This is a genomic window from Zestomonas insulae (genome assembly GCF_016901015.1).
Lineage (GTDB): Bacteria > Pseudomonadota > Gammaproteobacteria > Pseudomonadales > Pseudomonadaceae > Aquipseudomonas > Aquipseudomonas insulae.
In genome coordinates this window covers 327,853-351,243 of sequence record NZ_JAFEUP010000002.1, presented here as the reverse complement: position 1 = coordinate 351,243, position 23,391 = coordinate 327,853, and the positions used below count along the sequence as shown (strand labels likewise).

Here is a 23,391-nt window from a genome sequence, read left to right as displayed (position 1 = left end):
GTCCTGCGCTGCGCCACAAGCGCTGTCATGCGCCAGGCTCGAGGAGTAGGCAAATGCCTGAACTCAATCACTACCTGCAGCTGTTGATCGACGGCTTGTCGGTGGGTAGCACCTACGCCCTGATCGCCATCGGCTACACCATGGTCTACGGCATCATCGGCATGATCAACTTCGCCCACGGCGAGGTGTACATGATCGGCTCCTACATCGCCTTCATCGCGATCGCCGGGCTGGCCATGCTGGGTATCCACAGCCTGCCGCTGATCATGATCGCCGCCTTCGTCGGCAGCATCATCGTCACCAGCGCTTACGGCTACAGCATCGAGCGCGTCGCCTACCGCCCCTTGCGCGGCGGCAACCGCCTGATTCCGCTGATCTCCGCGATCGGCATGTCCATCGTGTTGCAGAACACCGTGCTGCTCTCGCAGGACTCCAAGGGCAAAGCGATTCCCGACCCGATGCCCGGCGGCTTCGAACTGGTCGCAAACGGCGCCGTTTCGGTGTCCTACATGCAGGTGTTCATCTTCGTCATCACCTTCGTGGCGATGGCCGGCTTGACCTTGTTCATCTCCCGTTCGCGTCTCGGCCGCGCCTGCCGCGCCTGTGCCGAAGACATCAAGATGGCCAACCTGTTGGGCATCAACACCAACAACATCATCGCCCTGACCTTCGTCATCGGCGCCGCCCTGGCGGCTGTCGCGGCGGTGCTGATCAGCATGCGCTACGGCTTCATCAACCCCAACCTCGGCTTCCTCGCCGGCATCAAGGCGTTCACCGCCGCGGTGCTCGGTGGCATCGGCAGCATTCCGGGTGCCATGCTCGGCGGCCTGGTGCTGGGTGTGGCCGAAGCCTTCGGTGCCGACCTGTTCGGTGACCAGTACAAGGACGTGGTCGCCTTCGGCCTGCTGGTGCTCCTGCTGCTGTTCATGCCAACCGGCATCCTCGGTCGTCCGGAGGTTGAGAAGGTATGAACACGCCCATGCACAAACCTCTTAAGACCGCGTTTTTCAGCGCCCTGCTGGTGCTCGCGGTGGCCTATCCGGTGCTCGGTCTGAAGCTGTCCACTGTCGGCATCCGCCTGCAAGTCGAAGGCGCCAGCGCCAGCACCCTGGCGATCATCGCCGCGTGTGCGGTGCTGATGTTCATCTGGCAATTGTTCCGTGAGCGCATCACCGCCGCCTGGCGCGCCGGCCCTGGGCTGCCGCATGTCCCGGCCGGCGTCAGCTACCAGCTGACCCTGCCGTCGACCCAACGCTGGATCATCCTCGGCCTGATCGTCATCGCCCTCGCCTGGCCGTTCTTCGGCTCGCGCGGCGCAGTGGACATCGCCACCCTGGTGCTGATCTACGTGCTGCTCGGCCTCGGCCTGAACATCGTGGTGGGCCTCGCTGGCCTGCTCGACCTGGGCTACGTCGGCTTCTACGCGGTGGGCGCCTACAGCTACGCGCTGCTGTCGCACTACTACGGCCTGGGCTTCTGGGTGTGCCTGCCGATCGCCGGCCTGATGGCGGCGTTCTTCGGCTTCATCCTCGGCTTCCCGGTGCTGCGTCTGCGCGGCGACTACCTGGCGATCGTCACCCTCGGTTTCGGCGAGATCATCCGCATCCTGCTGCGCAACATGACCGACCTGACCGGTGGCCCCAACGGCATCAGCAACATCGACAAGCCCTCGCTGTTCGGCCTGAGCTTCGACCGTGTCGCGCCGGAGGGCATGCAGACCTTCCACGAGTTCTTCGGCCTGCCGTATGACTCGATCAACAAGGTGATCTTCCTCTACCTGATCGCCCTGCTGCTGGCCCTGGCTGCGCTGTACGTGATCAACCGCTTGATGCGCATGCCGATCGGCCGCGCCTGGGAAGCCCTGCGCGAGGACGAGATTGCCTGCCGCGCGCTGGGCCTCAACCCAACCATCATCAAGCTCTCCGCCTTCACCCTCGGTGCCTGCTTCGCCGGTTTTGCCGGCAGCTTCTTCGCCGCGCGCCAGGGCCTGATCACGCCGGAGTCGTTCACCTTCATCGAGTCGGCGATCATCCTCGCCATCGTCGTCGCCGGTGGCATGGGCTCGCAGCTGGGGGTGATCCTCGCCGCCATCGTGCTGACCCTGCTGCCGGAGCTGACCCGCGAATTCAGCGAGTACCGCATGCTGATCTTCGGCGCCTTGATGGTGCTGATGATGATCTGGCGTCCGCAGGGCCTGCTGCCCATGCAACGCCCGCACCTGGAGTTGAAACCATGAGCCGCCCGATTCTCGAAGTAAGCGGCCTGACCATGCGCTTCGGCGGCCTGCTGGCCGTCAACGGTGTGGCTCTGACCGTCCAGGAAAAGCAGGTGGTGTCGATGATCGGCCCGAACGGCGCCGGCAAGACCACCGTGTTCAACTGCCTGACCGGCTTCTACCAGCCGACCTCGGGCAGCATCGTGCTCGACGGCGAGGCGATTCAGGGCCTGCCCGGCCACAAGATCGCCCACAAGGGTGTGGTGCGGACCTTCCAGAACGTCCGTCTGTTCAAGGACATGACCGCGGTGGAGAACCTGCTGGTGGCGCAACATCGCCACCTCAACACCAACTTCTTCGCCGGCCTGTTCAAGACCCCGAACTATCGCAAGAGCGAACGCGCGGCCATGGAGCACGCGGCCTACTGGCTGGACAAGGTCAACCTGACCGAGTTCGCCAACCGCCCGGCCGGTACCCTCGCCTACGGCCAGCAACGCCGCCTGGAAATCGCCCGCTGCATGATGACCCGCCCGCGCCTGCTGATGCTCGACGAGCCAGCCGCCGGCCTCAACCCGCGCGAGACCGAGGACCTCAAGCAGCTGATCGGCATGCTGCGTGACGAGTACAACGTCACCGTGCTGCTGATCGAGCACGACATGAAGCTGGTGATGAGCATTTCCGACCATATCGTGGTGATCAACCAGGGCACGCCCCTGGCCGACGGGACCCCGGAGCAGATCCGTGGCAACCCGGAGGTGATCAAGGCCTACCTGGGAGAAGCCTGATGCTGTATTTCGACAAGGTTTCCACCTTCTACGGCAAGATCCAGGCGCTGCATGACGTCAGCCTGGAAGTTCGCCAGGGCGAGATCGTCACCCTGATCGGTGCCAACGGTGCCGGCAAGTCGACCCTGCTGATGACCCTGTGCGGCTCGCCGCGCGCGGCCAGCGGCAGCATCCGCTTCGAGGGCGAAGAGCTGGTCGGCCAGGATTCCTGCGACATCATGCGCAAGAGCATCGCCGTCGTGCCGGAAGGCCGCCGCGTGTTCGCCCGCCTGACGGTCGAGGAGAACCTGGCAATGGGTGCGTTCTTCAGCACCAAGGCCGAGAAGCAGGACATGCTCGACAAGGTCCTGCACCTGTTCCCGCGCCTCAAGGAGCGCTTCGAACAGCGCGCCGGCACCATGTCCGGCGGCGAGCAGCAGATGCTCGCCATCGGCCGTGCGCTGATGAGCAAGCCCAAGCTGCTGCTGCTCGACGAGCCTTCGCTGGGTCTGGCGCCGATCATCATCCAGCAGATCTTCGACATCATCGAACAGCTGCGCAAAGCCGGCGTCACCGTGTTCCTGGTCGAGCAGAACGCCAACCAGGCGCTCAAGCTGGCCGACCGTGCCTACGTGCTGGAAAACGGGCGGATCGTCATGCAGGGCAGCGGTGAAGCGCTGCTCAACGACCCCAAGGTGCGCGACGCCTACCTCGGCGGCTGACCGCCCTGCCCCACCGAAAAAACGGCCCCATGTGGGCCGTTTTTTTATGGGCGCCGAGCGGCCCGCTACAGCGGGCAGGGCTTGTGCAGCGCGTAGCTCTGCCCGTTCCAGCGCCACACCGGAAAGCAAGTTCCGGGGCCGCCGATCTCAATGTCCGGATAGCCCTGGTGCTTGGTGGTCAGCACGTTGTACATGCCGGGGAAGCCGAACTGGCCATGCCACTGGCCGTCGCGCCCCTTGATGTACAGCTCGAGCAGCACGCCGGCGCCACCGCCCAGGCAGATGCCGTGAATCTGGGTGAACACCTCGGGCTGGCCGTCCTGGTTGAGGTCGACCACTTCGGCGTCGTAATCCTGCGCCGCGCTGCAGCTCTCTTCGTAGTACTGGCCCTTGAGCGCGGTGAGCCGTCCACCGGTGGCTTCGCTGACCAGTTGGGCGTCGCTCGCCGCAGCCGCCCCGGCCAGAGTAGAGCTCGCCGCCAGCAGGCTGCCGGCGAGCAAACAGAGGTTCTGGCGCATCGGCGGGCCTCCCGTAGCGACGTCCGTTTCAGCGTAGTTCAGCGCGTGCCGCAGCCGAGGTCGGCGCATGCCTCCCGTCCGCCGGGGTCTGCAGCCGGCCACCGATGGTCTATTAGCAAATAGACGCTGTTGGATGATGCACACGCGGAGGAACCGCCATGGCCGACGAGCCGGGTGCGAAAAGCTGGTGGCAGACCCTGCCCGGCATGATCACCGCCACCGCCGGGCTGATCACCGCCGTCAGCGGCCTGCTGGTGGTGTTGTTCCAGCACGGCGTGCTGGGCGGCGCCGACAAGGCACCGCCCAGCGCACCACCGGTGGCGGTGGAGGCCAGCACGCCAGCGCCGAGTCGCACACCGGTAAGCGAGGCGCAGGCCCTGCTCAGCGGCCGCGACGGCAGCACGGTGAAGGTGCGCGCCGACAGCCTCAGCCACTGCATCAGCGTGCAGCACGGCTTCGATCTGCGCAGCGGCCAAAGCGTGGCGTTCGAGCGGATGCGTAGCTTCGCGGTGCTGGAGGCTGATCCCATGGGCGCCGCCGACGGCCGCGCCATCCTGCGCATCACCCTGCTCGACGGCACGGTGCTGGAGGACAGCATCGACGCCAACTGCGACCTGTTCGGCTACAACGCCAACGGCCGTTTCAGCACCACCTTCCAGCAGCTCAGGCAGGTGGACTTCCAGCGCTAGTGCGCTTCATCGGCGTAGCAGACCGGCGAACTGCCCGGTTGCTGGCGATCCAGCTCGTCCTCGAGGAACTCCGCCAGCACCGTGGCGTTGTTCAATTGCTCCTCGCGCGCGGCGAACAGCAGGGTCAGGGTGCCGCTGCGCGCCTTGTCGAGCAGCGGCCACCAGTGTTCCGGGTGCGCGGCCAGCTCGTTGCGGTAATGCAGGCGGAATTCCTCGAAACGCTCGGCTTCGTGGCAGAACGCCTTGCGCAGCGCGGCCGACGGCGCCAGCTCGCGCAGCCAGGCATCCAGGTGCAGGCTGTCCTTCTTGCAGCCACGCGGCCACAGGCGATCGACCAGCACCCGGTAGCCATCGCCAGCCGCCACCGCGGCATACACCCGCTTGCATTGAATCATCCGCGCCTCCGCCCTTGAGCTCCGCCGCCGCGCTGAGTAACGTGGCCGCTCCCGAATGGAGATGACCATGCGCGCCGCCCGTCCCTTATTGTTTGCCCTCTTGCCCCTGTTCGCCAGTTGCCAGGTGTTCAAACCAGAATCCACCTCGGCCACCGTCCTGCCGATCCGCCTGCAGGGCGAGCTGGTCATCAATGCCGGGCAGATGCTGTTCAAGCCCTGCGGCGAGCAACGTCAGCTGATCCTCGGTGACGACGGCAGCACCAGCCTCGCCCGCGACGCCGCCGGCCTGCTCGCCGACGGCCCCGGTCCGCTGTTCGCCGATCTGCGCGGCGTACCGGCGGCCAGCCAGGACGGCGGCAACGATGGCCGCCTGAGCGTGCAGCGGGTGTACCGCGTGCAGCGCGAAGGTCACGCCTGCAGCGACCCGGATTTCAAGCGCCTGGCGGTTCGCGCCAGCGGTCACGCGCCGGACTGGAGCGTCAGGGTCAGCCAGGGCGGCATGGTCCTCGAGCGCGCCGGTCAGGAGCCGCAGGCGCTGCCATTCGTCGAAGAGCAACTGCCGGAAGGCCGCCTGAACTTCAGCAGCGAAGCCAACGGCGAACGCCTCGAGCTGTGGGTCGCGCCGCAGCACTGCGTGGACGCCGCCAGCGGCGCGGTGCAGCACCTGAGCGCCGAGCTGCGCATCAACGGCCAGGTGCTGCGCGGCTGCGCCCACTACGGCGCCCAACGCGGCAGCTGAGGGTAAAGCCGCCCTCCTTCGGTCTGCCCGCCTAAGCTGAAGGCAGCAGTACCGAAGGAGAACTCCATGCTACGCATTGCCCTCAATGGTTACGGGCGCATCGGCCGCGCCCTGGTCCGCACCCTGTTCGAACGCGGTCTGGATCAGCAGATCCGCATCGAAGCCATCAATGACCTCGGCGACCCCGCCACCCTCGCCCACCTCACCCGCTTCGATTCGACCTTCGGCCGTTTCGCCGGAGCGGTCAGCCTTGACGCTGGCAAGTTGCAGATCAACGGCCAGTCGATTGCCCTGCTGCAGGAGCGCGATCCGGTCAACCTGCCCTGGGCGCACCTGGGCATCGACGTGGTGCTCGAATGCACCGGCAAGTTCAAGAAGCGCGCGCAGGTCGAGCAACACCTCACCGCCGGCGCCTTCCGCGTGCTGCTCGCCCATCCGCTGGACAGCGCCGACCTGACCGTGGTCTACGGCGTCAACCATGAGCTGTTGGGCAGCCAGCAGATCGTCTCCAACGCCTCTTGCACCACCAACTGCCTGGCACCGCTGGCCATGCTGCTGCACCGCGCGGTGGGCATCCGCCAGGGGGTGATCAATACCGTGCACGCCTACACCAACGACCAGAACCTGCTCGATAAGGCCCACCACGACCTCTACCGGTCACGCGCTGCCGCGCTGTCGATGATTCCCACCAGCACTGGCGCGGCGAAGAGCATCGGCCTGGTGCTGCCGGAACTGGCCGGACGCCTGGATGGCCTGGCGATCCGCGTACCGGTGCCGACCGTCTCGCTGCTCGACCTGAGCTTCACCGCCGAACGCCCGACCAGCCGCGAGGCGATCAACGACTGCCTGCGCCAGGGCGCGCAGACACTGCCGGCGGGGGTCATGGAGTGCAACGAGGTGCCGCTGGTGTCGAGCGATTTCGTCGGCTACCCGGTGTCCTGCGTAGTCGACCTCAACCACACCCGGGTGCAGGGCGATCTGGTCAAAGTGCTGGCCTGGTACGACAACGAATGGGCCTTCGCCAACCGCATGCTCGACGTGCTGCTGGCCTGGCTGAAACCCTGAGCCCGCTTAGTCCAGACCGACCTGCGGCAACTCGCCTGGTAGCGGCGCGCCATGCTCGGCGCAGGCCTCTATCGCATCGATCAGCGGCTGCAGCGCGTAGCCCTGGGCGCTCAACCAGCCGGCGTCGTAGTAGCTGGTGGCGTAGCGCTCGCCGCTGTCGCAGAGCAGCGAGACCATCGAGCCGCGCTCGCCGCGGCGCAGCATGCAGCGCCCGGCGAGGATCGCCCCGATCAGGTTGGTGCCGCTCGACGCGCCGACCCGTCGACCGAGACGCCGCGCCAGGTAGTGCATGGCCGCCAGCGACAGGGCGTCGGGCACCTTGACCATGGCGTCGATCACCTCCGGCACGAACGACGCCTCGACGCGCGGCCGGCCGATACCCTCGATGCCCGACCCGTAGTCCAGGGTCAGGCCTCGATCGCCGCTGACGTAGCTGTCGAAGAACACCGAGCGTTCGGCGTCGGCACACAGCACCCGAGTGTCGTGCTGGCGATAGCGCACGTAGCGACCGAGGGTGGCCAGCGTGCCACCGGTGCCCGGGCTGGAGATCAGCCAGGCCGGCACCGGATGCCGCTCGAAGCGCAGTTGCTGGAAGATGGACTCGGCGATGTTGTTATTGGCCCGCCAGTCGGTGGCTCGCTCGGCGTAGGTGAACTGGTCGAGGTAGTGGCCGCCGGTTTCGCGGGCCAGCCGCTCGGACTCGGCGTAGATCTGCGTCGGGTCCTGCACCAGGTGTGCCTGACCACCGTAGAAGGCGATCTGGGCAATCTTCTCCGGTGAAGTACTGGCCGGCACCACAGCGATGAACGGCAGGTTGAGCAGGCGCGCGAAGTAGGCCTCGGAGATCGCCGTCGAGCCGCTCGACGCCTCGATCACTGGCGCGCCCGGCTTGAGCCAGCCGTTGCACAGCGCATAGAGAAACAGCGAGCGCGCCAGGCGACGCTTGAGGCTGCCGGTGGGGTGGCTGGATTCGTCCTTGAGGTACAGCTCGATGCCCGGCACGCCGGCCAGCGGCAGGGGAATCAGGTGGGTGTCGGCGCTGCGCTGAAAGTCCGCCTCGATGATGCGGACCGCCTCACGCACCCACTGTCGCGTCGTGTTCATCGTCTGTCCTCAATCGAGAATGCCGGCCGGGGCCGGCGGTTGGCTGCGCCACTGACTGACCCCGACGCCGACGAATACCAGCCCCGCCGCCACCAGTTGCCAGCCGCTCAGGCGTTCACCGAGGAACAGCGCCGCGAGGACCAGGGTGAACACCGGAATCAGGTTGATGAAGCCCGACGCCTGGCTGGCCGGCAGGCGGCTGACGCCGAAGTTGTACAGACCGTAGGCGCCGACCGTGACGACGATGCCGAGGTAGATCACCGAGCCGAGCGCCAGCGGGCTCAGCTCACTCGGCAGCGGCGCGCTGACCCAGGCCACCGGGAGAAAGAACACGCTGCCGATGAAGGCCTGCATCGCGGTGAGGAAGAACGCCGAGTAGCGCGTGGTCAGGTGCTTGAGCGTCAAGGTGTAGCCGGTGGCGCAGAGCATGGCGACAAATTCGTAGAAGTTGCCTAGCAGCGGCTCGCTCGCATGTGCGTCACTTTCCCCGGCCAGGCTCAACCAGATCGCGCCGAGCACTGCGAGCAGGAAACCCGCCCAGGTGGTGCGCGCCACCCGCTCGTGCAGGAACAGGTAGGCGCCGACCGCGACCAGCAGCGGCAGCAACGCGGTGATCATCCCGGCCTGCGAGGCGCTGGTGCGCTGCAGCGCCAGGGCCTCGAAGATGAAGTACAGGCAGGGCTCGCACACCCCCAGGCCGAGCAGGTACTTCCAGTCGCCCGCGCGGTATTCGATGCGCCCGCGCCAGCGCCAGGCGAGCAGGAACACCAGGCTGCCGAGCGCCATGCGGCCGAAGATCACCCACATCGGCGGCATTTCCTGAAACGCCAGCTTCAGCGCGATGAACGAACTGCCCCACAGGGCCATGGCCAGAACCAGACATCCGAGGGCCAGGGCCCGTCCTTGCTGCTGCACGGTTGTTCTCCAAATCAATGCGAGCAGTATAGGAAGTCACCTCAGCGGCGACACAGGCACAGTGGCGCAGCAGAACTGTGCTGGCGGCATTCGGCGGGCAACAAAAAGCCGGCCCAGGGGCCGGCTTCTGTAGGCTGCGATCAGGTTCAGTGAGCGACGCGGCTGGTGCCGTTGACGGTCATGATGCGCACGCGCTCGCCGACGCGGAAGATTTCGTTCTCCTGCACTTCCTGCACATAGGCGCGCATGGTGCCGTCGTCTTCGCGCACGGTGATTTCCACGCCCTGGGTACGGGTGATGCCTTCCTCGGTCGCCGCGCCGAGCAGGCCGCCGGCTACCGCACCGATCACCGCTGCCACGGCACTGCCTTTACCGTGACCGATGGCGCTACCGCCGATACCGCCGACCACCGCACCGGCGCCAGCGCCGACCGGGGTTTTGGTGCCTTCGATCTTGACCGGACGCAGCGACTCGATGGTGCCCATGCGCACGGTTTGCACCTGACGGGCCTCATCGCGCGAATAGCTGTCACCGGTCAAGCTGGACTGACAGCCGCCCAGGACCGTGGCAACGGCGAGGACGGAGGCGGTCAAAATGATGGACTTACGCATTGCAGTTCTCCCGAAAGGACAGATACACCATTAGACCCCGGCGCCCCTCCTTCTGTCACGGTAGGCTGCGCGGGCAATTCTTGCCAGCACAGGCCCGTGCTAGGGTGTCGCCATGGACTACTTCATCGTTTTCATCACGACCGTCGCCGGCCTGTATTTCCACTGGTGGCTGTACGTGCGCATCAAGCGCTGGATGGATCGCGACCTCGCTCTGTCGCTGGCTGGCGGCGATGCGCACAAGCGCGCTTACATGTTGCAGCGCCTGCAGGAGGCCCAGGCCAGTGGCGTCAAACGCCGCGACCTGGCGCGCTGGCTGCAGCGCGCCGCCGACGAGTACGTGGCCTCCACCGCGCAGCAGCTCTAGCCGTTATCAGGGCGCCAGGCGCTCGCGCAGCCAGGTTTCGGCCTTCCGCCGGTAGTTGAGACGATCATGCAGACGGCTTGCCCGCCCCTGCCAGAACTCGATGCGCTCCGGCAGCAGGCGATAGCCGCCCCAGTGCGGCGGACAGTGCGGCGCCTGGTCGAGAAAGCGTTGTTCGGTATCGGCCAACAGGCCTTCCAGCTCGGCGCGATCGCGAATCACCCGGCTCTGCGGCGAGGCCCAGGCGCCCAGGCGGCTGCCCAGCGGACGGACCTGAAAGTAAGCATCCGACTCTTCCGCGGTGACCCGCTCCACCGCACCCTCGATGCGCACCTGACGCTCCAGCGCCGGCCAAAAGAAGGTCATCGCCGCATGGCCGGTCGCCGCCAGTTGCTCGCCCTTGGCGCTGTCGTAGTTGGTGAAGAAGGTAAAGCCACGTGCGTCGAGGCCCTTGAGCAGCAGCACCCGGCAATGCGGGCGGCCGTCGGCATCGACCGTGGCAAGCATCATGGCGTTGGGTTCGACCGGCAGTTGCTCGGTCTTCAAGGCATCGTCGAACCAATGCCGGAACAAGGCGAACGGCTCATCCGGCGCTTGGCTTTCGCTGAGGCCATCGCGGGTGTAGTCGCGGCGCATGTCGGCCAGGGACTGGGTCATCGCAGCACACTTCCTGTCGGACTGAATGACCCTAGCTTATCCAATCAGGCGCTATTTGGATTGACTTGACGCAAGCGCCGGCTCGGCAATCACCGGCTGGTTGTACTTGGCCAGCAGCGCCACCAGGGTGTTCTGCGGGGTCAGCACGACCTCCACGCGCCGGTTCAGCGCGCGGCCTTCCTTGCTGTCGTTGGCTGCCCGCGGCATGTCAGCACCCATGCCTTTGAGCATCAACCGATCGCGCTGCAGGCCGCTGAGGCGGAAGATCGCCGCCACCGCCTGGGCGCGCTGCTGGCTGAGCTCGCGGTTGCCCTTGGCATCGCCCGAGGTGTCGGCGTGGCCGAGCACCAGCACTGCGGTCTGCGGGTCACTTTCGAGCAGTTTGGCGACCTGGGTAATCGGACCCAGCGCCACCGGCAACAGCATGCCCGGACGACGTCCGACGTTGAACGAGGAATCCACCGGCGCGATGACCACCAGGATGTTGTCGCGCCGCTCGACTTCGAACTTGCTGCTCTTCAACGCCGCACGCAGGCGCGGCTCGTACTGGTCGAGCCAGGCTTGGGTGGCCGCCTGATCAATCTTCGCCGCCGGCTTTTCCGCCTTGTCGGCACCGAACGGCCACCACGAACGCCCGGCGTCGGCCTGCTCGGCCTTGCTGGCGGTACCGCTGGCCGCTTTGTCGTGGCTGAGGGTGCTGCAACCGGCGACGGTCATGCAGAGGACCAGGGTGGCGGTCTTGAGCAGTTTCGATGGCATGGCAGGGGCTCCGTCAGAGAATCGAACGCGGGCGCCAATGGTGGCACTTGGCTTCACGCAGTGCATTAAATTCTGGACGCAACCTCTTAATACACAAAGATTAATTAGACGTAACTGACGAATGGCTCAAGCCAGGCAGGCCTTAACCGCAACGGCCAGGCGCTGCGCGCGCGGGTCCATCAGCACATAGGGGCCGAGGGTGTTGGTGACGAAGCCGAACGCCACCTCGCGCTCCGGATCGGCAAAGCCGATCGAGCCGCCGGCGCCCGGATGGCCGAAGGCCTTGGGCCCCAGGCCGTAGGTGCCGTTGGCCACCTCCGGCTGGTCGAGCATGCAGCCCAGACCGAAGCGGGTGCGGGTGAGCAGGGTCAGGTCGTCGCCGACACTGTGCTCACGGGTCATCTCGTTGAGCAGCTCGGCCTCCAGCAGGCGGCCGTCGAGCAGGCCGCTGTAGAAGCCGGCCAGCGCCCGCGCGTTGCCATGTCCATTGGCCGCCGGCTGCTGCATGCGTCGCCACTCCGGCTTGTTGGTGCTGGTCATGATCGACGGCGGGTTGGCGAAAGCGCGTGTGGTCATTGAGGTCGGCTCGGTCATCATGGCCTTGATCAGGCGCTGCGCCGCGGCGTCGCCGAAGTTGCCCTTGCCGCGCGAGACATCCGAGACGCGGTGGAACTCGCTGTCGGCCAGGCCGACATGGAAGTCCAGCTCCAGCGGGCGCGCCGTGCGCGCGACGATCGACTCGCCCGGGCCGCGACCGTCGACCCGGCGCAACAGCTCGCCGACCAGCCAGCCGTAGGTGATCGCCGCATAGCCGTGGGCTTCGCCCGGCGTCCACCAAGGCTGTTCGGCGGCAAGTGCGGCGGTCATTGCCGACCAGTCGTACAGCGCCTCGGCCGGCAACAGTTCACGCAGCGCGGGCAAGCCAGCGCGGTGGCTGAGCAGCTGGCGCAGGGTCACGCGCTCCTTGCCGGAGGCGGCGAACTCGGGCCAGTAGCGCGCCACCGGCGCATCCAGTTCCAGCTTGCCCTCGCCGACCAGTTGCAGAGCCGCCACCGCGGCGAACGCCTTGGTGCAGGAGAACAGGTTAACCAGCGTGTCGCTCTGCCAGGCCTGCGCGCCCTCCTTGTCCGCACTGCCGGCCCACAGGTCGAGCACGGTCTCGCCGCCGACCTGCACGCACAGCGCGGCACCGCGTGCCTGTGGGTCATCGAACAGCGCAGCGAAGGCATCCTTCACCGCTTCGAACTGAAGATCGAAATAGCCCTGGATCTGCACGCCGTACTCCTGGTCGTGGGGAAGGATTTGCGATTGTCGCCGTGCCAGGCGCCGCCGTGCCCCTATCCGAGGAAGGGCGACGGCGCCGTGCGCGATGCGGGGGTTATGGCTTGGCCTTGTCGTTGGCTGGCGGCGTCGGGCTGGCTGGCGCCGGTGCAGCAGCACCGTCGGCCGGTTTCGCGGCCTGCTCCGCGGCGGCCTGCTTGGCGGCTGCGGCCGCGTTGGCGACCAGGGTCTTGCTGACGTCCAGGTTGGCCTTGCGCACTGCATCGACGAAGCCGGTGTACGGCAGGTCGGTGATGCTCACCAGGCCGAAGTGGCCGTTCTCGCCGTCCAGCAGGCGCCCGGTGGTTGGCTGGTCGAGGTACTGGAACCAGTGCGCCCCGACCACGATCGGCTCGGCCAGCGCCTGCTTGAGGTACTTGGCGTACGCCGGGCCGCGCTCCTCTTCCTTGTAGACCTCCTGCAGGCCACCCCAGAACGGGCCGCGATCGCGCGAGCCGAAGTGAAACTCGCCGATCAGCACCGGCTTGTCCAGCTGGCGCAGCGCGGCAAAGTCGTAACCCTGCTGCGGCTCGCGGGTATAGAAGTTGAAGCTCACCACATCGCAGTACTGGGCGCAGGAAGCCACGGCTTCCGGCGTCGAGCTGGCGAAGCGGCCGCCGAGCAGCATGTGGTTCGGTGAGTGCCATTTCAGCGAATCGGCGATGGTCTTGAAGTAGGTGTCGGCGAACAGTCGCTGGAAGCGCTGCATGTCCTCTTCGATGGCCGGATGCTCCGGGTTCGGCAGCGGCGCCTGGAAGCCCGGGTCTTCCATCAGCTCCCAGGCCGGCAGGTCGATGCCCCAGGCCGCCGACAGACCTTGCTGGTTGCGGTACTTGTCGCGCAGCTGTTTGAGGAACGCGCGCTTGGCCGGCACGTCGGTGGTCAGGCGCAGCGTGCCGTAGGCCAGCGCGTAACGCCCCTGGGCACCTTCGCCGGGGCCGGCCCAGGCCAGCTCGTTGTCGGCGAAGTAGCCGAGCAGCCACGGATCGTCGCGGTGATCGCGGGCCGCGATGGCGATGGCGCGCTCGGCGGCCATGGCGAAGCGCGGGTCGAACGGGTCGGGGATTCCGCCCCACCAGTCCAGGCCGGTGCTGATGGTGGAGTAGTCACCGCCGATCGACAGCGGAATGGTGTAGGGCATGCGCTTGAGCGGCGCCAGTTCGCTTTCGCTCCAGTTGCCCAGGGTGTTAAACCCCCAGGCCTGCAGACGATCGACGCTGTGCCGGGTCCAGCGCGCCATGTCGAACGTCGGATGCTTGCAGTTGGCCGAGGGGGCGACCTGCGGCTGCACCGCCACGGTCACTACCGGAGCCTTCGCGGGTTCATTGCTGGCTGGTTTGCTCGGTTCGCTCGGCGTGCTCGGCGTGCTCGCCGCGCTGGCAACTTCCGGGCAGGCCGGCTTGCCGTAGATGCGGCTGAGGTTGGCGCGGTAGTAGTCGTACCAGCGCCCGCGGTCGTAGGCGCGCCCCTTATTGGCGCCGGTGCCGCTGCGGCTGTCGCCGGAACCGTAGTAGGCGGCCAGCTCGTCACCTTCCTTGGGCAGGTCGAGGAACATGCCCTCGCGCCCTTCGACATAGGTCGCACCGTGGCCCGGGCTGACGGTGTTCACGCCGATCGAGAAGAAGCCGTGGCCCTCGGGCGTGACCAGGTACCAGCGGCCATCGCGTTTCTCGGTGCGGAAGAAATTGCTCGCTTCGAATTGCGGCCCGTCGAGCAGGCCGCCGTAGGTGTCGAGCTTCGGCTGCTCTTTCAGCCATTTGCCGAGCTGCGCCTGCTCCTTGGCGGCCGCGGCCTTGAGTTGTTCGGTGCTGTTGACCTTCTCCGGCCACTGCTGGCGGGTGGACTGGCCGAAACTGTCGACCAGCCCGGTGTACGCGGCCTGCTCGACGTCGTTGCCCTCGCGCACCGCGATGCGGCTGACCAGCAGGCTCTGCGCGGCTTGCGGGCGCTCCAGGGCGAGGCTCACGCCGACCACTTTGGCCGGGTCGAGCGCGCCTTCGACGGTGGTCGCCAGCAAGGTGCGCTTGCCCTTGAAGTTCCACGGCATCGGCGGCGCGGCACGCATGCCGTGGGCCAGCGGTGAGGTCGGCCAGAGTGGCACGATCACGTCCTGCGCCGGCCCGGCGGGCAGCGCCACGCGGCTGACCAGCACCTTGCCGTCGGCGCTCTCGACCTTGATCAGCAGCGTGATCGCCCAGTCCATCGCGCTTTGGATGCGCAAGTTCATCGCCCCGGCCTTCGACCAGTCCCACTGCCCGTTCGGAGGGGTGAGCTTCACGCTGGACAGGTCGCCGGCGTTGAAGGTGATGCGCCGCAGCGGCTCGCCATCGGCGGTGGTTTCCGCATTGACCTGCGGCAGCGCGGCGTTCTGCAGGCTGACCTGCGCGGCGTCGGTGGGCGTGACGAAATTGAACAGCTGCTGCTCGGCAGCACCGGCCCACAGCGGGGCTGCGCAGGCCAGGGCGATCAGGGCAGGCAGGGAACGGCGAATCATCTGGATTGAGCTCCTAGGGAACGCAGAAAGCGCCGCACTGGGCGCCTCCAAAAAAACCGACCAGAAGTAGACCACGGACCGGTGAAATGATGCCAAGCAGATTCATGCTATCTCGCGACGGAACGGCGGCAAGGCGTTGAGAATCGCCTTACCGTAGCGCTGGGTGACCACCCGGCGGTCGAGCAGCGTGATAGTGCCGCGGTCGGCCTCGGTGCGCAGCAGGCGGCCGCAGGCCTGCACCAGGCGCAGCGAGGCGTCGGGCACGGCGATCTCCATGAACGGGTTGCCGCCGCGCGCCTCGATCCACTCGGCCAGCGCCGCTTCCACCGGATCATCCGGCACGGCGAAGGGAATCTTGGCGATCACCACGTGCTCGCAATAGGCGCCCGGCAGGTCGACCCCTTCGGCGAAGCTGGCCAGGCCGAACAGCACGCTGGTCTCGCCGTCGTCGACCCGCGCCTTGTGCTTGTTCAGGGTCTCCTGCTTGGACAGGTTGCCCTGGATCAGCACGCGCTTGCGCCAGTCGCGGTCGAGGCCGTCGAACACGTCCTGCATCTGCTTGCGCGAGGAGAACAGCACCAGCGTGCCGCGCCCGCCGTCAACCAGCTGCGGCAGCTCGCGGATGATCGCCGCGGTGTGCGCCGCGGCGTCGCGTGGGTCAGCCTTGAGGTCGGGCACGCGCAGCACGCCGGCCTCGGCGTGGTGGAACGGGCTCGGCACCACGGCGGTGACCGCCGCCTTGGGCAGGCCGGCGCGCATCCGATAGCGGTCGAAGCTGTTCAGCGCGGTCAGCGTGGCCGAGGTCACCAGCGCGCCATAGGCGACGTTCCACAGGTTACGGCGCAGCGTCTCGGCGGCGAGGATCGGACTGGCGTTAACCTCGATGTCGAACAACGCACCGCTTTCCGCCAGAGTCAGCCAACGCGCCATCGGCGGGCTGTCCTGCGGGTCTTCGGTGGTGAACGCGGTCCACAGCTCCCAGTTGCCCTGGGCACGCGACAGCAGGCTGCCGAACAGCGGGTACCACTCCTCGGCCTGATGGCTGGCGATGCCCAGTCCACCCTCGCCGTCCATGGCCTGCTTGAGCAGCTCGGTCAGACGGGTGAAGACGTCGTTGAGCTTGGCGAAACCCTTCTTCAGCTCGATACCCAGCTCACGCAGGTGCTCCGGCACCAGCCCGCCGTCGAAGCGATGGCGCGGCCGCTCGCGGCCTTCCATGTCCTCGCCTGCCTTGAAGTCGGCAATCTGCTCGCAAGCGGTGAACATGAACTGCTGCTGGGTGCGCAGCTCGCGCGCCAGTTCCGGCACGCTCTCGATCAAGCGGCCGAGATCGCCCGGCAAAGGGTGCTGGGCGAGCAGCTTGGTGAGGTTCTTCTCCACCTGGCCCAGCCAGTCGGCGGTGCTGCGCAGGCGGGTGAAATGGGCGAAGTGGCCGATCGCCTTGTCCGGCAGGTGATGGCCTTCGTCGAACACGTACAGCGTCTCGCGCGGGTCGGGCAGCACGGCGCCACCACCGAGGGCCAGGTCGGCGAGGACCATGTCGTGGTTGGTGACAATCACGTCGACCTTGCCCATCCCCTCGCGGGCCTTATAGAAGGAGCACTGCTGGAAGTTCGGGCAATGGCGGTTGGTGCACTGGCTGTGATCGGTGGTCAGGCGCGCCCAATCGGCGTCTTCCAGGGCTTCCGGCCAGCTGTCGCGGTCACCGTCCCAGCGATTGCCGGCGAGCTTTTCGATCATCTGGGTGAACAGCTTCTGGCTCTGCTCATCGACGTCGATGCGAAAGCCTTCGTCGGCGAACAGCTGCGCCGTGGCGCTCTGCGCCTGGCCTTCCTGCAGCAGGCCATCGAGCTTGGACAGGCACAGATAGCGGCCGCGGCCCTTGGCCAGGGCGAAACTGAAGTTCAGCCCACTGTTGCGAATCAGGTCGGGCAGGTCCTTGTGGACGATCTGCTCTTGGAGGGCCACGGTCGCAGTGGCGATCACCAGGCGCTTGCCCGCCGCCTTCGCCGTGGGAATCGCCGCCAGGCTGTAGGCCACGGTTTTGCCGGTACCGGTACCGGCCTCGATGGCCACGACCGCCGGCTCACCGTCGCGATGCCCCTCGTCATTGCTCTTGATCGCGCCCAGTACCTTGGCCACTTCGGCGATCATCAGCCGCTGGCCATAGCGCGGCTTGAGGCTCTTGGCTTCGAGGAAGCGCGAATAGGCGCCCTGGATCTGGGACTTGAGTTCGGGGCTGAGCATGACGGCCTGCGGCGGGGAAAGCTGGATAAATTTTCAGTAGTTTAACCGGGCGGCTATGATAGCGCGCGTTCCCCCGACTGCCGACCGGAGATTGTTGATGCCCAGCCCCTACGCCTTCGTCTACGCCCTGCACCTGCTCGCCGCCTTGGTCTGGGTCGGCGGCATGTTCTTCGCCTGGATGATCCTTCGCCCCGCCGCCGTCAGCGCGTTGGACGCGCCGGCGCGCCTGCAGCTGTGGGCCGAAGTGTTTCGCCGCTTCTTCGTCTGGGTCTGGGTGGCGGTGCTGGTCCTGCCGTTCACCGGCGTCGGCATGCTGCACCTGCACTTCGGCGGTTTCGAACATCCGCCGCGTTACGTGCAGATGATGATCGGTCTGTACGTCGCCATGCTGGCGCTGTTTCTGCGCGTCCAGACCCTGCAACTGCCGGAACTGCGCCGCGCCATTGCCAGCCAGGACTGGCCAGCCGGCGGCGCGACGCTGGGACGCATTCGCCGGGTGGTCGGCTTCAATCTGCTGCTCGGGCTGCTGCTGGTCAGCGTGGTTGCCATCCGCCCGAGTTTCTGAAGCTCACTGCGGCGCGGCGGGGGCGAAACGCACCAACTTGAAGCTGCCTTCGCCACCTTGGGCACCGGCGTGACCAGCCTGGCCGGCACGCCCATCGCGTGCCCCTTCGGTGCGATACAGCAAGCAGCCCTTGCCGGAGCTACCACGCCCGCCCTGCCCGGCCATTCCGCCTTCACCACCTGCGCCGCCGTCCAGGCGGACCTTGACGCTGTCGGCGGGGAAGTCCGCCGGCACTTCCAAACGCACCTGACCGCCTGCCCCACCGGACTGCCCGTCGGCGCCGTTCTGCCCATCAGCCCCTCGCGCTACCTGGCCCCACAGGCACCCGCCAGCGTGCCCACTACCACCGTCAAGACCGGCAAAGCCGGGCGCCCCGACACCGCCGCGCACGTCCAGGGTCAAGTTGCTCAGGCTGGCCTGCTCCAGGCGGACGCTGAGGTTGCGTCCCGCTGTGGCCGGCTTCTGCGCAGTGCCCGTGGCACCCCGCGCGCTGATCTGACTGCCCGCCGCCAGTTCGGCATGCCGCGCCTCGAGGCGAAACTCCTCGGCACTGGGGGCGATGCCGATGCGCGCGTCCTGGCCGAGCAGCAGCTCGCCGACGCGTAGCTCATTCACCGTGCTGGGAATCAGCAGCGCGCCGGCATGGCCAACTTCCAGTCGATCGAGCACCAGCAAGCCGGTGGTAGCCGGCAGGCGTAACAGGGTGTGCGGCGCGACCACCACGGTAGCGTCGGCGCATGCCAGGGAACTGCAAAACAGGGCGAAGACGGCGAGGCTACGCATGGCTTACCTCCTCGGCGACGACAGGCTGCTCCACCGCTTCAGCTGGCGCGGCCTCGGGCAGGCTGAGCAGGTGCAGGATGCCAAACAGCATCACCCACAGGCGCTGTAGGGGGAGATTAGGATGGCCGGCAAGGCGCGCGGAGAACAGCATGAGCTCCAGCCCGTGCAGCAACAGCACGCTGGCCCCGAAGAGGTAGAGCATCCACGCGAACGGCTGAGCGAAGGGTTGAAACAGATTGACCAGCACCAGCAACCAGAACAGCAAGGCCACTGCCTTGCCCACGCCCAGAACGACTTTCATCCCCGCCCCCACTGATCTTGTTGTTAGCCCGCACCTTACCCGTTGGGCAGGCGCGAAACCAGCGTATCAGTCGAGACGGTGAGGCTTGGATCAAGAGCGGAAGAACAGGCGGGATATAGCCTGTTGCCGCGGCGCGGATGCGCCACGGCAACAGGTGAGGCGGGAGCTAGCGTTGAATCAGGATTTCCACGCGACGGTTCTGCGCGCGACCGCTATCGGTTGAGTTGTCGGCCACCGGCTGACTTTCACCGGCACCTTGCACCGACACGATGTTGGCCTGCGGCACACCCGAGCTGACCAGATAATCCGTCACCGATTGAGCTCGGCGCTCGGAGAGTTTCTGGTTGTAGGCATCGGAGCCGACGCTGTCGGTATGCCCGGTAATGGTCATACGGGCACTCGGCGCTTCATTTTTCAAACGCGAAGCGATGGTATCCAGCTTGGCTTTGTCGGCCGGATCGAGTTTGGCCGAGTCGAAGGCGAACAGCAGATCGTTGACCACGATGGTTTCTTCCTTGACCACCACGACCTCTTCGACCACTGCTTCGGCAACCGGCGGGCAGCCATTGGCGTCGACCGGGGTGTTCGGCGGTGTACCTGGGCACTTGTCGCGGCTATCCAGCACGCCGTCCCCATCCTCGTCACCATCGCCATGCACCCAGCAATAGGCCGCTGCGGTCGCACCACCAATCAGTGCACCCCAGCCTGCCCAGGTGCTGTTCTCGATTGAGCCCAGTCCTGCGCCGACCACACCACCTACCGCCGCGCACTTCGGCCAATCGGTCTTCTGCAGTCCCGCGCAACCGGCCAGAAGCGTACTGACTAGAATCAGGGGTAAAGCTGTCCTTGTAATGCTCATCTGCAAGTCTCCTCAGGGAATCGGCCGAAGACCGACGGTTTTCTGAGTAAAGACGGCGGTAATAAAAATCGCCAGCACTAGGCCATCTCTATACCGCACGCTAGTCTTTGCGCCCCTGATCGAGGATTTTCGATGACTGAAAGCTATTCCTCCCGCACGCCACAACAAGCCGTGGCCGCCCTGCTCGCGCGCTATGCCCCGCAACGCCTGCTGCAGGTGGGCGCGAGCGACCTACCGGCGCTGCAGGCCTTCTGTGAAGCGCACCCGGAGAGCCAGGTCGCCAAGGCGCCTGCCGGGCCGTTGCCGGCCGACCTAGCCGCGCAGCGTTTCGACCTCGCGGTGGTTGCCGACTGCCTCGAGCACCTGCCCAAGCGCACCGCGCTGGAGCTGCTGGGTGGCATTCGCAACCTCAACACCAGTCGCCTGGCGGTGCTGGTCGACCTGTCCGCGTGCGAATGGAAGGAAACCGATTTCTTCGCCCTCGCCTTACAAGCCAGCGAGCGCTTCCGCCGTGACCAACAGACCCTGACCCTGTTCACCTACGATCTGCACGAATACAAGCAGGTACCGGACTGGCTCAACGCCAAGTTCTGGGCCAACCCGCAGAACTTCGGAAAGTACTGGTGGTGACCATGGAACCGACCTGTCCCTGCGGAAGCGGCAAGCACCTGGATGAGTGCTGCGGTCGCTACCACGCCGGCACCCCAGCCCCCAGCGCCGAGCAACTGATGCGCTCGCGCTACAGCGCCTACGTGCTCGGCCTGACCGACTATCTGGTCAACACCACGCTGCCGGTGCAGCAATCCGCAGTCGACCGCGCCGCCATGGCAGCCTGGAGTGCGCAGAGCACCTGGCTGGGCCTCGAGGTCGAGAGTTCTGAAGTGCTGGGCGGCAAGCCCGAGCATGCGTTCGTCACCTTCACCGCACGCTGGCATGACGCCCAGGGCGAACACGCCCAGCACGAGCGCTCCGGCTTCGTGCAGCAGCAGGGGCACTGGTACTTCCTCGACCCCACGGTGCCGCTCAAGGCGGGACGCAACGATCCCTGCCCCTGCGCCAGCGGGCAGAAATTCAAGAAGTGCTGTGCGGGCTTTTTCTAGGAGCACCAAACAACAGGCCCGCTGATGCGGGCCTGTGCGTTACTGCTGCAGCTTCAGGTGCGAAGTGTCCGGCGGCGGCGCGGCAGGCGCCGGTTTGGCCTGGCCCATGTCGCTACCGACTGGCGCCAGGCTGAACTGCGACAGGTCGACCTGTGGCGCCTGCGGCTCGCCATGCGCGTCCTGCAGGTCGGCACCCAACGGGGCAATGCCGAAGTCGGGAGCGTCCACGTCGCTGAACGCCGCCATGTATTCGTCGCGCGGTGCCACCTGCAAGCGGCCCGGTGCGGCGGCTGGCGCAGGCTCGGCCGCTGGTGGCGGCGGCGCCAGCTCGACTTCCTCGATCTCGACTTGCAGCTCGATCACTTCGGCGCGGGCGCCAGCACGCTCCATCGCCGCGCGATACTTCTCCGCCGCCGCGGCATCGAGGTTGCTCTTGATGACGATGCGCCGCCCCGAGAACAACAAGGCAATGCGCTGGGCATCGGCCTGGAACAACTTGGCGAGATTGGCCCTGACCAGTTCCGGCGCGGCACCAGTCACCACCTGGCCGGAAAAAGCGATCTCGTAAAGACTCATGGTCACACTCCTGTCCCATTCAGGGCCCAGTATGGCGCAGCTTTTTTCTATCGAACAACATTGCAGCCGAGCAGTTGCTTGTTACACACTGCGGCAATCGAGTGGAGCAGTGGATATGTGGTTCCGGGCGCGAAACATAAGAATTATCAGCCTATTGATGGTTTTTGGCCTCATGATCGGCCTCGCAGGATGCTCAACCTTTTATTCAGGTTTCACGGACCCGGATGTCCGCCTCATTAAAGTTGATGTCGTCAGAGCAAAGCTGCTGGAGCAACGGTTCGTCCTGCGCTTCCGCATCGACAATCCCAACCCGTTCGCCCTCTCAGTGCGCGGGCTGAAGTATGCCGTCTCGCTGAACGAGATGAAGCTCACCGAGGGCGAATCCAACGTGAGCTTCAGCGTCCCGGCGTACGGTCATCACCAGTTCGACGTGCCGGTGCGCACCAACCTGTGGCGCCACGTCAAACCCATCGTCAAGTTGCTCGAATCCCCTGAACAACCGATCCGCTATCGCCTCGCCGGCGAGGTGAAGACCGGTTTCCTGTTTGGCCCGAGCGTGCACCTGAGTCGAAATGGCGAGATAATTCCCGGCGATTTCATTCCGGAGTAGTTTCACCATGACCCAGCAACCGCACGTCCACGGTCCCGATTGCGACCACGACCATGATCACCACGACCACGATCACGGCCATGTGCACGGCCCGCACTGCAATCACGGCCCGCAAGAGCCGGCACGCAACGCGCTGAAGGATGTCGGCCGCAACGATCCCTGCCCCTGCGGCAGCCAGAAGAAATACAAGAAGTGCCACGGCGCCTGACCACCGCCGTCACACCCCAAAGGCCCGCTTGATGCGGGCCTTTTGCTTGGTGCGCGATGAACGGTGGGGTGCCGGTGCGGTCGGCTGATCAGGGCTACCCTGAGCCTGCAGTTGGAATTTTCGGAGAGCGCGATGATCGACCTGTACTACTGGACCACACCCAACGGCCACAAGATCAGCCTGTTTCTCGAGGAAGCCGGGCTGCCCTACCGCCTGCACCCGATCAATATCAGCAAGAACGAGCAGTTCGCCCCCGACTACCTGAAGATCTCCCCGAACAACAAGATCCCGGCGATCGTCGACCCGCAGCCGGCCGACGGCGGCCCGCCGCTCGCACTGTTCGAGTCTGGGGCGATTCTCTTGTACCTGGCGGAGAAGACCGGACAATTCCTGCCCCACGACCTGCGTGGCCGCCAGGAAGCCCTGCAATGGCTGTTCTGGCAGATGGGCGGGCTCGGCCCGATGGCCGGACAGAACCACCACTTCAATCGCTTCGCCCCGGACAAGCTGCCCTACGCGATCAAGCGCTACGTCGACGAAACCGCCCGACTGTACGGCGTGCTCGACAAGCGTCTGGCTGACCGTGCGTTCGTCGCGGGCGAGCAGTACAGCATCGCCGACATGGCGATCTACCCGTGGATCGTGCCGCACCAGTGGCAGGAGCAGGACCTCGCCGACTTCCCCAACATCCAGCGCTGGTTCGCCGCAATCCAGGCCCGCCCGGCCACCGTGCGCGCCTATGCCCTGGTCGAGCAGGTCAATCCCGCCGCCGCCCGCAAATAAAGTTGCACTGCCGTCCGCCGCGGCTTGCGCC

At 66.2% G+C, this 23,391-nt stretch carries 27 protein-coding genes and 1 pseudogene; 14 read left to right on the top strand and 14 right to left on the bottom strand.

What is annotated here, in order from left to right:
• Positions 1-53: 53 nt before the first annotated feature.
• The 4 genes from livH to JQX08_RS07335 are packed head-to-tail and all read left to right on the top strand — an operon-like array spanning position 54 to position 3,701.
• The gene (livH, locus tag JQX08_RS07350) at positions 54-971 is read left to right on the top strand and encodes a high-affinity branched-chain amino acid ABC transporter permease LivH (protein WP_204915637.1); all 918 of its coding nucleotides are present in this window, start codon (positions 54-56) and stop codon (positions 969-971) included.
• An 8-nt stretch (positions 972-979) separates the two neighbouring features.
• Positions 980-2,236, top strand: a complete 1,257-nt coding sequence (locus tag JQX08_RS07345; protein WP_204915636.1) for a high-affinity branched-chain amino acid ABC transporter permease LivM — start codon at positions 980-982, stop codon at positions 2,234-2,236.
• The gene (gene livG / locus JQX08_RS07340) at positions 2,233-3,000 is read left to right on the top strand and encodes a high-affinity branched-chain amino acid ABC transporter ATP-binding protein LivG (RefSeq protein ID WP_204915635.1); all 768 of its coding nucleotides are present in this window, start codon (positions 2,233-2,235) and stop codon (positions 2,998-3,000) included. Before JQX08_RS07345 ends, livG begins: the two co-directional genes overlap by 4 nt.
• Positions 3,000-3,701: an ABC transporter ATP-binding protein gene (locus JQX08_RS07335; RefSeq protein ID WP_204915634.1), complete on the top strand. Its 702-nt coding sequence runs from the start codon at positions 3,000-3,002 to the stop codon at positions 3,699-3,701. The genes livG and JQX08_RS07335 overlap by 1 nt, the downstream gene beginning before the upstream one ends.
• A 65-nt stretch (positions 3,702-3,766) precedes the next feature.
• Here JQX08_RS07335 and JQX08_RS07330 read toward each other — a convergent pair whose 3' ends face one another.
• Positions 3,767-4,219: a hypothetical protein gene (locus tag JQX08_RS07330; RefSeq protein WP_204915633.1), complete on the bottom strand. Its 453-nt coding sequence runs from the start codon at positions 4,217-4,219 to the stop codon at positions 3,767-3,769.
• A 158-nt stretch (positions 4,220-4,377) separates the two neighbouring features.
• On the opposite strand from JQX08_RS07330, the gene JQX08_RS07325 reads away from it, so the two are divergent.
• Positions 4,378-4,908 (top strand): hypothetical protein, encoded by a 531-nt coding sequence (locus tag JQX08_RS07325; RefSeq protein ID WP_204915632.1) that lies wholly within the window; start codon positions 4,378-4,380, stop codon positions 4,906-4,908.
• Here JQX08_RS07325 and JQX08_RS07320 read toward each other — a convergent pair.
• On the bottom strand, positions 4,905-5,303 hold the full coding sequence (locus JQX08_RS07320) for a DUF488 domain-containing protein (RefSeq protein ID WP_204915631.1): 399 nt from the start codon (positions 5,301-5,303) through the stop codon (positions 4,905-4,907). The genes JQX08_RS07325 and JQX08_RS07320 overlap by 4 nt on opposite strands.
• Before the next feature lie 67 nt (positions 5,304-5,370).
• On the opposite strand from JQX08_RS07320, the gene JQX08_RS07315 reads away from it, so the two are divergent.
• Together JQX08_RS07315 and gap are read left to right on the top strand one after the other, a co-directional pair.
• Positions 5,371-6,042, top strand: a complete 672-nt coding sequence (locus tag JQX08_RS07315) for a COG3650 family protein (protein ID WP_204915630.1) — start codon at positions 5,371-5,373, stop codon at positions 6,040-6,042.
• Positions 6,043-6,108: 66 nt separating this feature from the next.
• A complete protein-coding gene (gene gap / locus JQX08_RS07310) occupies positions 6,109-7,107 on the top strand; it encodes a type I glyceraldehyde-3-phosphate dehydrogenase (RefSeq protein ID WP_204915629.1) in 999 nt (332 codons plus the stop codon).
• Between the two features lie 6 nt (positions 7,108-7,113).
• On the opposite strand, the gene JQX08_RS07305 is transcribed toward gap, so the two are convergent.
• The 3 genes from JQX08_RS07305 to JQX08_RS07295 all read right to left on the bottom strand — a co-directional run bounded on the left by JQX08_RS07305 (position 7,114) and on the right by JQX08_RS07295 (position 9,737).
• Positions 7,114-8,211: a PLP-dependent cysteine synthase family protein gene (locus JQX08_RS07305; RefSeq protein WP_204915628.1), complete on the bottom strand. Its 1,098-nt coding sequence runs from the start codon at positions 8,209-8,211 to the stop codon at positions 7,114-7,116.
• Between the two features lie 9 nt (positions 8,212-8,220).
• Positions 8,221-9,126, bottom strand: a complete 906-nt coding sequence (locus JQX08_RS07300) for a DMT family transporter (RefSeq protein ID WP_346727581.1) — start codon at positions 9,124-9,126, stop codon at positions 8,221-8,223.
• 146 nt (positions 9,127-9,272) lie between these two features.
• Positions 9,273-9,737, bottom strand: a complete 465-nt coding sequence (locus JQX08_RS07295) for an outer membrane lipoprotein (protein ID WP_204915627.1) — start codon at positions 9,735-9,737, stop codon at positions 9,273-9,275.
• A 112-nt stretch (positions 9,738-9,849) separates the two neighbouring features.
• On the opposite strand from JQX08_RS07295, the gene JQX08_RS07290 reads away from it, so the two are divergent.
• Positions 9,850-10,101 carry a hypothetical protein gene (locus JQX08_RS07290; RefSeq protein ID WP_204915626.1) on the top strand — a complete coding sequence of 84 codons (252 nt, stop codon included), beginning with the start codon at positions 9,850-9,852 and terminating at the stop codon, positions 10,099-10,101.
• Positions 10,102-10,107: 6 nt separating this feature from the next.
• On the opposite strand, the gene pdxH is transcribed toward JQX08_RS07290, so the two are convergent.
• The 5 genes and pseudogenes from pdxH to dinG all read right to left on the bottom strand — a co-directional run bounded on the left by pdxH (position 10,108) and on the right by dinG (position 17,575).
• Complete coding sequence (gene pdxH, locus JQX08_RS07285; protein ID WP_204915625.1) at positions 10,108-10,755, bottom strand: pyridoxamine 5'-phosphate oxidase; 648 nt, start codon at positions 10,753-10,755, stop codon at positions 10,108-10,110.
• 66 nt (positions 10,756-10,821) lie between these two features.
• Positions 10,822-11,514, bottom strand: a pseudogene (locus tag JQX08_RS07280) (OmpA family protein); the annotation flags it as partial.
• A gap of 126 nt (positions 11,515-11,640) precedes the next feature.
• Complete coding sequence (locus tag JQX08_RS07275) at positions 11,641-12,789, bottom strand: serine hydrolase (RefSeq protein WP_204915623.1); 1,149 nt, start codon at positions 12,787-12,789, stop codon at positions 11,641-11,643.
• Positions 12,790-12,892: 103 nt separating this feature from the next.
• Positions 12,893-15,328: a beta-agarase gene (locus tag JQX08_RS07270; RefSeq protein WP_204915622.1), complete on the bottom strand. Its 2,436-nt coding sequence runs from the start codon at positions 15,326-15,328 to the stop codon at positions 12,893-12,895.
• A 102-nt stretch (positions 15,329-15,430) separates the two neighbouring features.
• Positions 15,431-17,575, bottom strand: coding sequence for an ATP-dependent DNA helicase DinG (gene dinG / locus JQX08_RS07265; protein ID WP_204915621.1), 2,145 nt, complete (start codon positions 17,573-17,575; stop codon positions 15,431-15,433).
• A 97-nt stretch (positions 17,576-17,672) separates the two neighbouring features.
• Between dinG and JQX08_RS07260 the strand changes: the two genes are divergently transcribed.
• On the top strand, positions 17,673-18,140 hold the full coding sequence (locus JQX08_RS07260) for a CopD family protein (RefSeq protein WP_204915620.1): 468 nt from the start codon (positions 17,673-17,675) through the stop codon (positions 18,138-18,140).
• Between the two features lie 3 nt (positions 18,141-18,143).
• Here JQX08_RS07260 and JQX08_RS07255 read toward each other — a convergent pair whose 3' ends face one another.
• The 3 genes from JQX08_RS07255 to JQX08_RS07245 all read right to left on the bottom strand — a co-directional run bounded on the left by JQX08_RS07255 (position 18,144) and on the right by JQX08_RS07245 (position 20,083).
• On the bottom strand, positions 18,144-18,923 hold the full coding sequence (locus tag JQX08_RS07255) for a collagen-like protein (protein ID WP_204915619.1): 780 nt from the start codon (positions 18,921-18,923) through the stop codon (positions 18,144-18,146).
• Positions 18,916-19,224, bottom strand: coding sequence for a DUF1145 domain-containing protein (locus JQX08_RS07250; RefSeq protein ID WP_204915618.1), 309 nt, complete (start codon positions 19,222-19,224; stop codon positions 18,916-18,918). Before JQX08_RS07250 ends, JQX08_RS07255 begins: the two co-directional genes overlap by 8 nt.
• Positions 19,225-19,390: 166 nt before the next feature.
• Entirely contained in the window at positions 19,391-20,083 is a 693-nt protein-coding gene (locus tag JQX08_RS07245; RefSeq protein ID WP_204915617.1) for a PA1041 family peptidoglycan-binding anchor lipoprotein, read from the bottom strand.
• 132 nt (positions 20,084-20,215) lie between these two features.
• Between JQX08_RS07245 and JQX08_RS07240 the strand changes: the two genes are divergently transcribed.
• Both JQX08_RS07240 and JQX08_RS07235 read left to right on the top strand, forming a co-directional pair.
• A complete protein-coding gene (locus tag JQX08_RS07240; protein ID WP_204915616.1) occupies positions 20,216-20,713 on the top strand; it encodes a DUF6231 family protein in 498 nt (165 codons plus the stop codon).
• A gap of 2 nt (positions 20,714-20,715) precedes the next feature.
• Positions 20,716-21,183: a YchJ family protein gene (locus JQX08_RS07235; protein WP_204915615.1), complete on the top strand. Its 468-nt coding sequence runs from the start codon at positions 20,716-20,718 to the stop codon at positions 21,181-21,183.
• 39 nt (positions 21,184-21,222) lie between these two features.
• Here JQX08_RS07235 and JQX08_RS07230 read toward each other — a convergent pair whose 3' ends face one another.
• Entirely contained in the window at positions 21,223-21,759 is a 537-nt protein-coding gene (locus JQX08_RS07230) for a hypothetical protein (RefSeq protein WP_204915614.1), read from the bottom strand.
• 115 nt (positions 21,760-21,874) lie between these two features.
• On the opposite strand from JQX08_RS07230, the gene JQX08_RS07225 reads away from it, so the two are divergent.
• The 3 genes from JQX08_RS07225 to JQX08_RS07215 all read left to right on the top strand — a co-directional run bounded on the left by JQX08_RS07225 (position 21,875) and on the right by JQX08_RS07215 (position 23,360).
• Positions 21,875-22,369 (top strand): LEA/WHy family protein, encoded by a 495-nt coding sequence (locus JQX08_RS07225; RefSeq protein ID WP_205348195.1) that lies wholly within the window; start codon positions 21,875-21,877, stop codon positions 22,367-22,369.
• 7 nt (positions 22,370-22,376) lie between these two features.
• A complete protein-coding gene (locus JQX08_RS07220) occupies positions 22,377-22,577 on the top strand; it encodes an SEC-C metal-binding domain-containing protein (RefSeq protein ID WP_204915613.1) in 201 nt (66 codons plus the stop codon).
• A gap of 132 nt (positions 22,578-22,709) precedes the next feature.
• Positions 22,710-23,360 carry a glutathione binding-like protein gene (locus tag JQX08_RS07215; RefSeq protein WP_204915612.1) on the top strand — a complete coding sequence of 217 codons (651 nt, stop codon included), beginning with the start codon at positions 22,710-22,712 and terminating at the stop codon, positions 23,358-23,360.
• Positions 23,361-23,391: the final 31 nt, after the last annotated feature.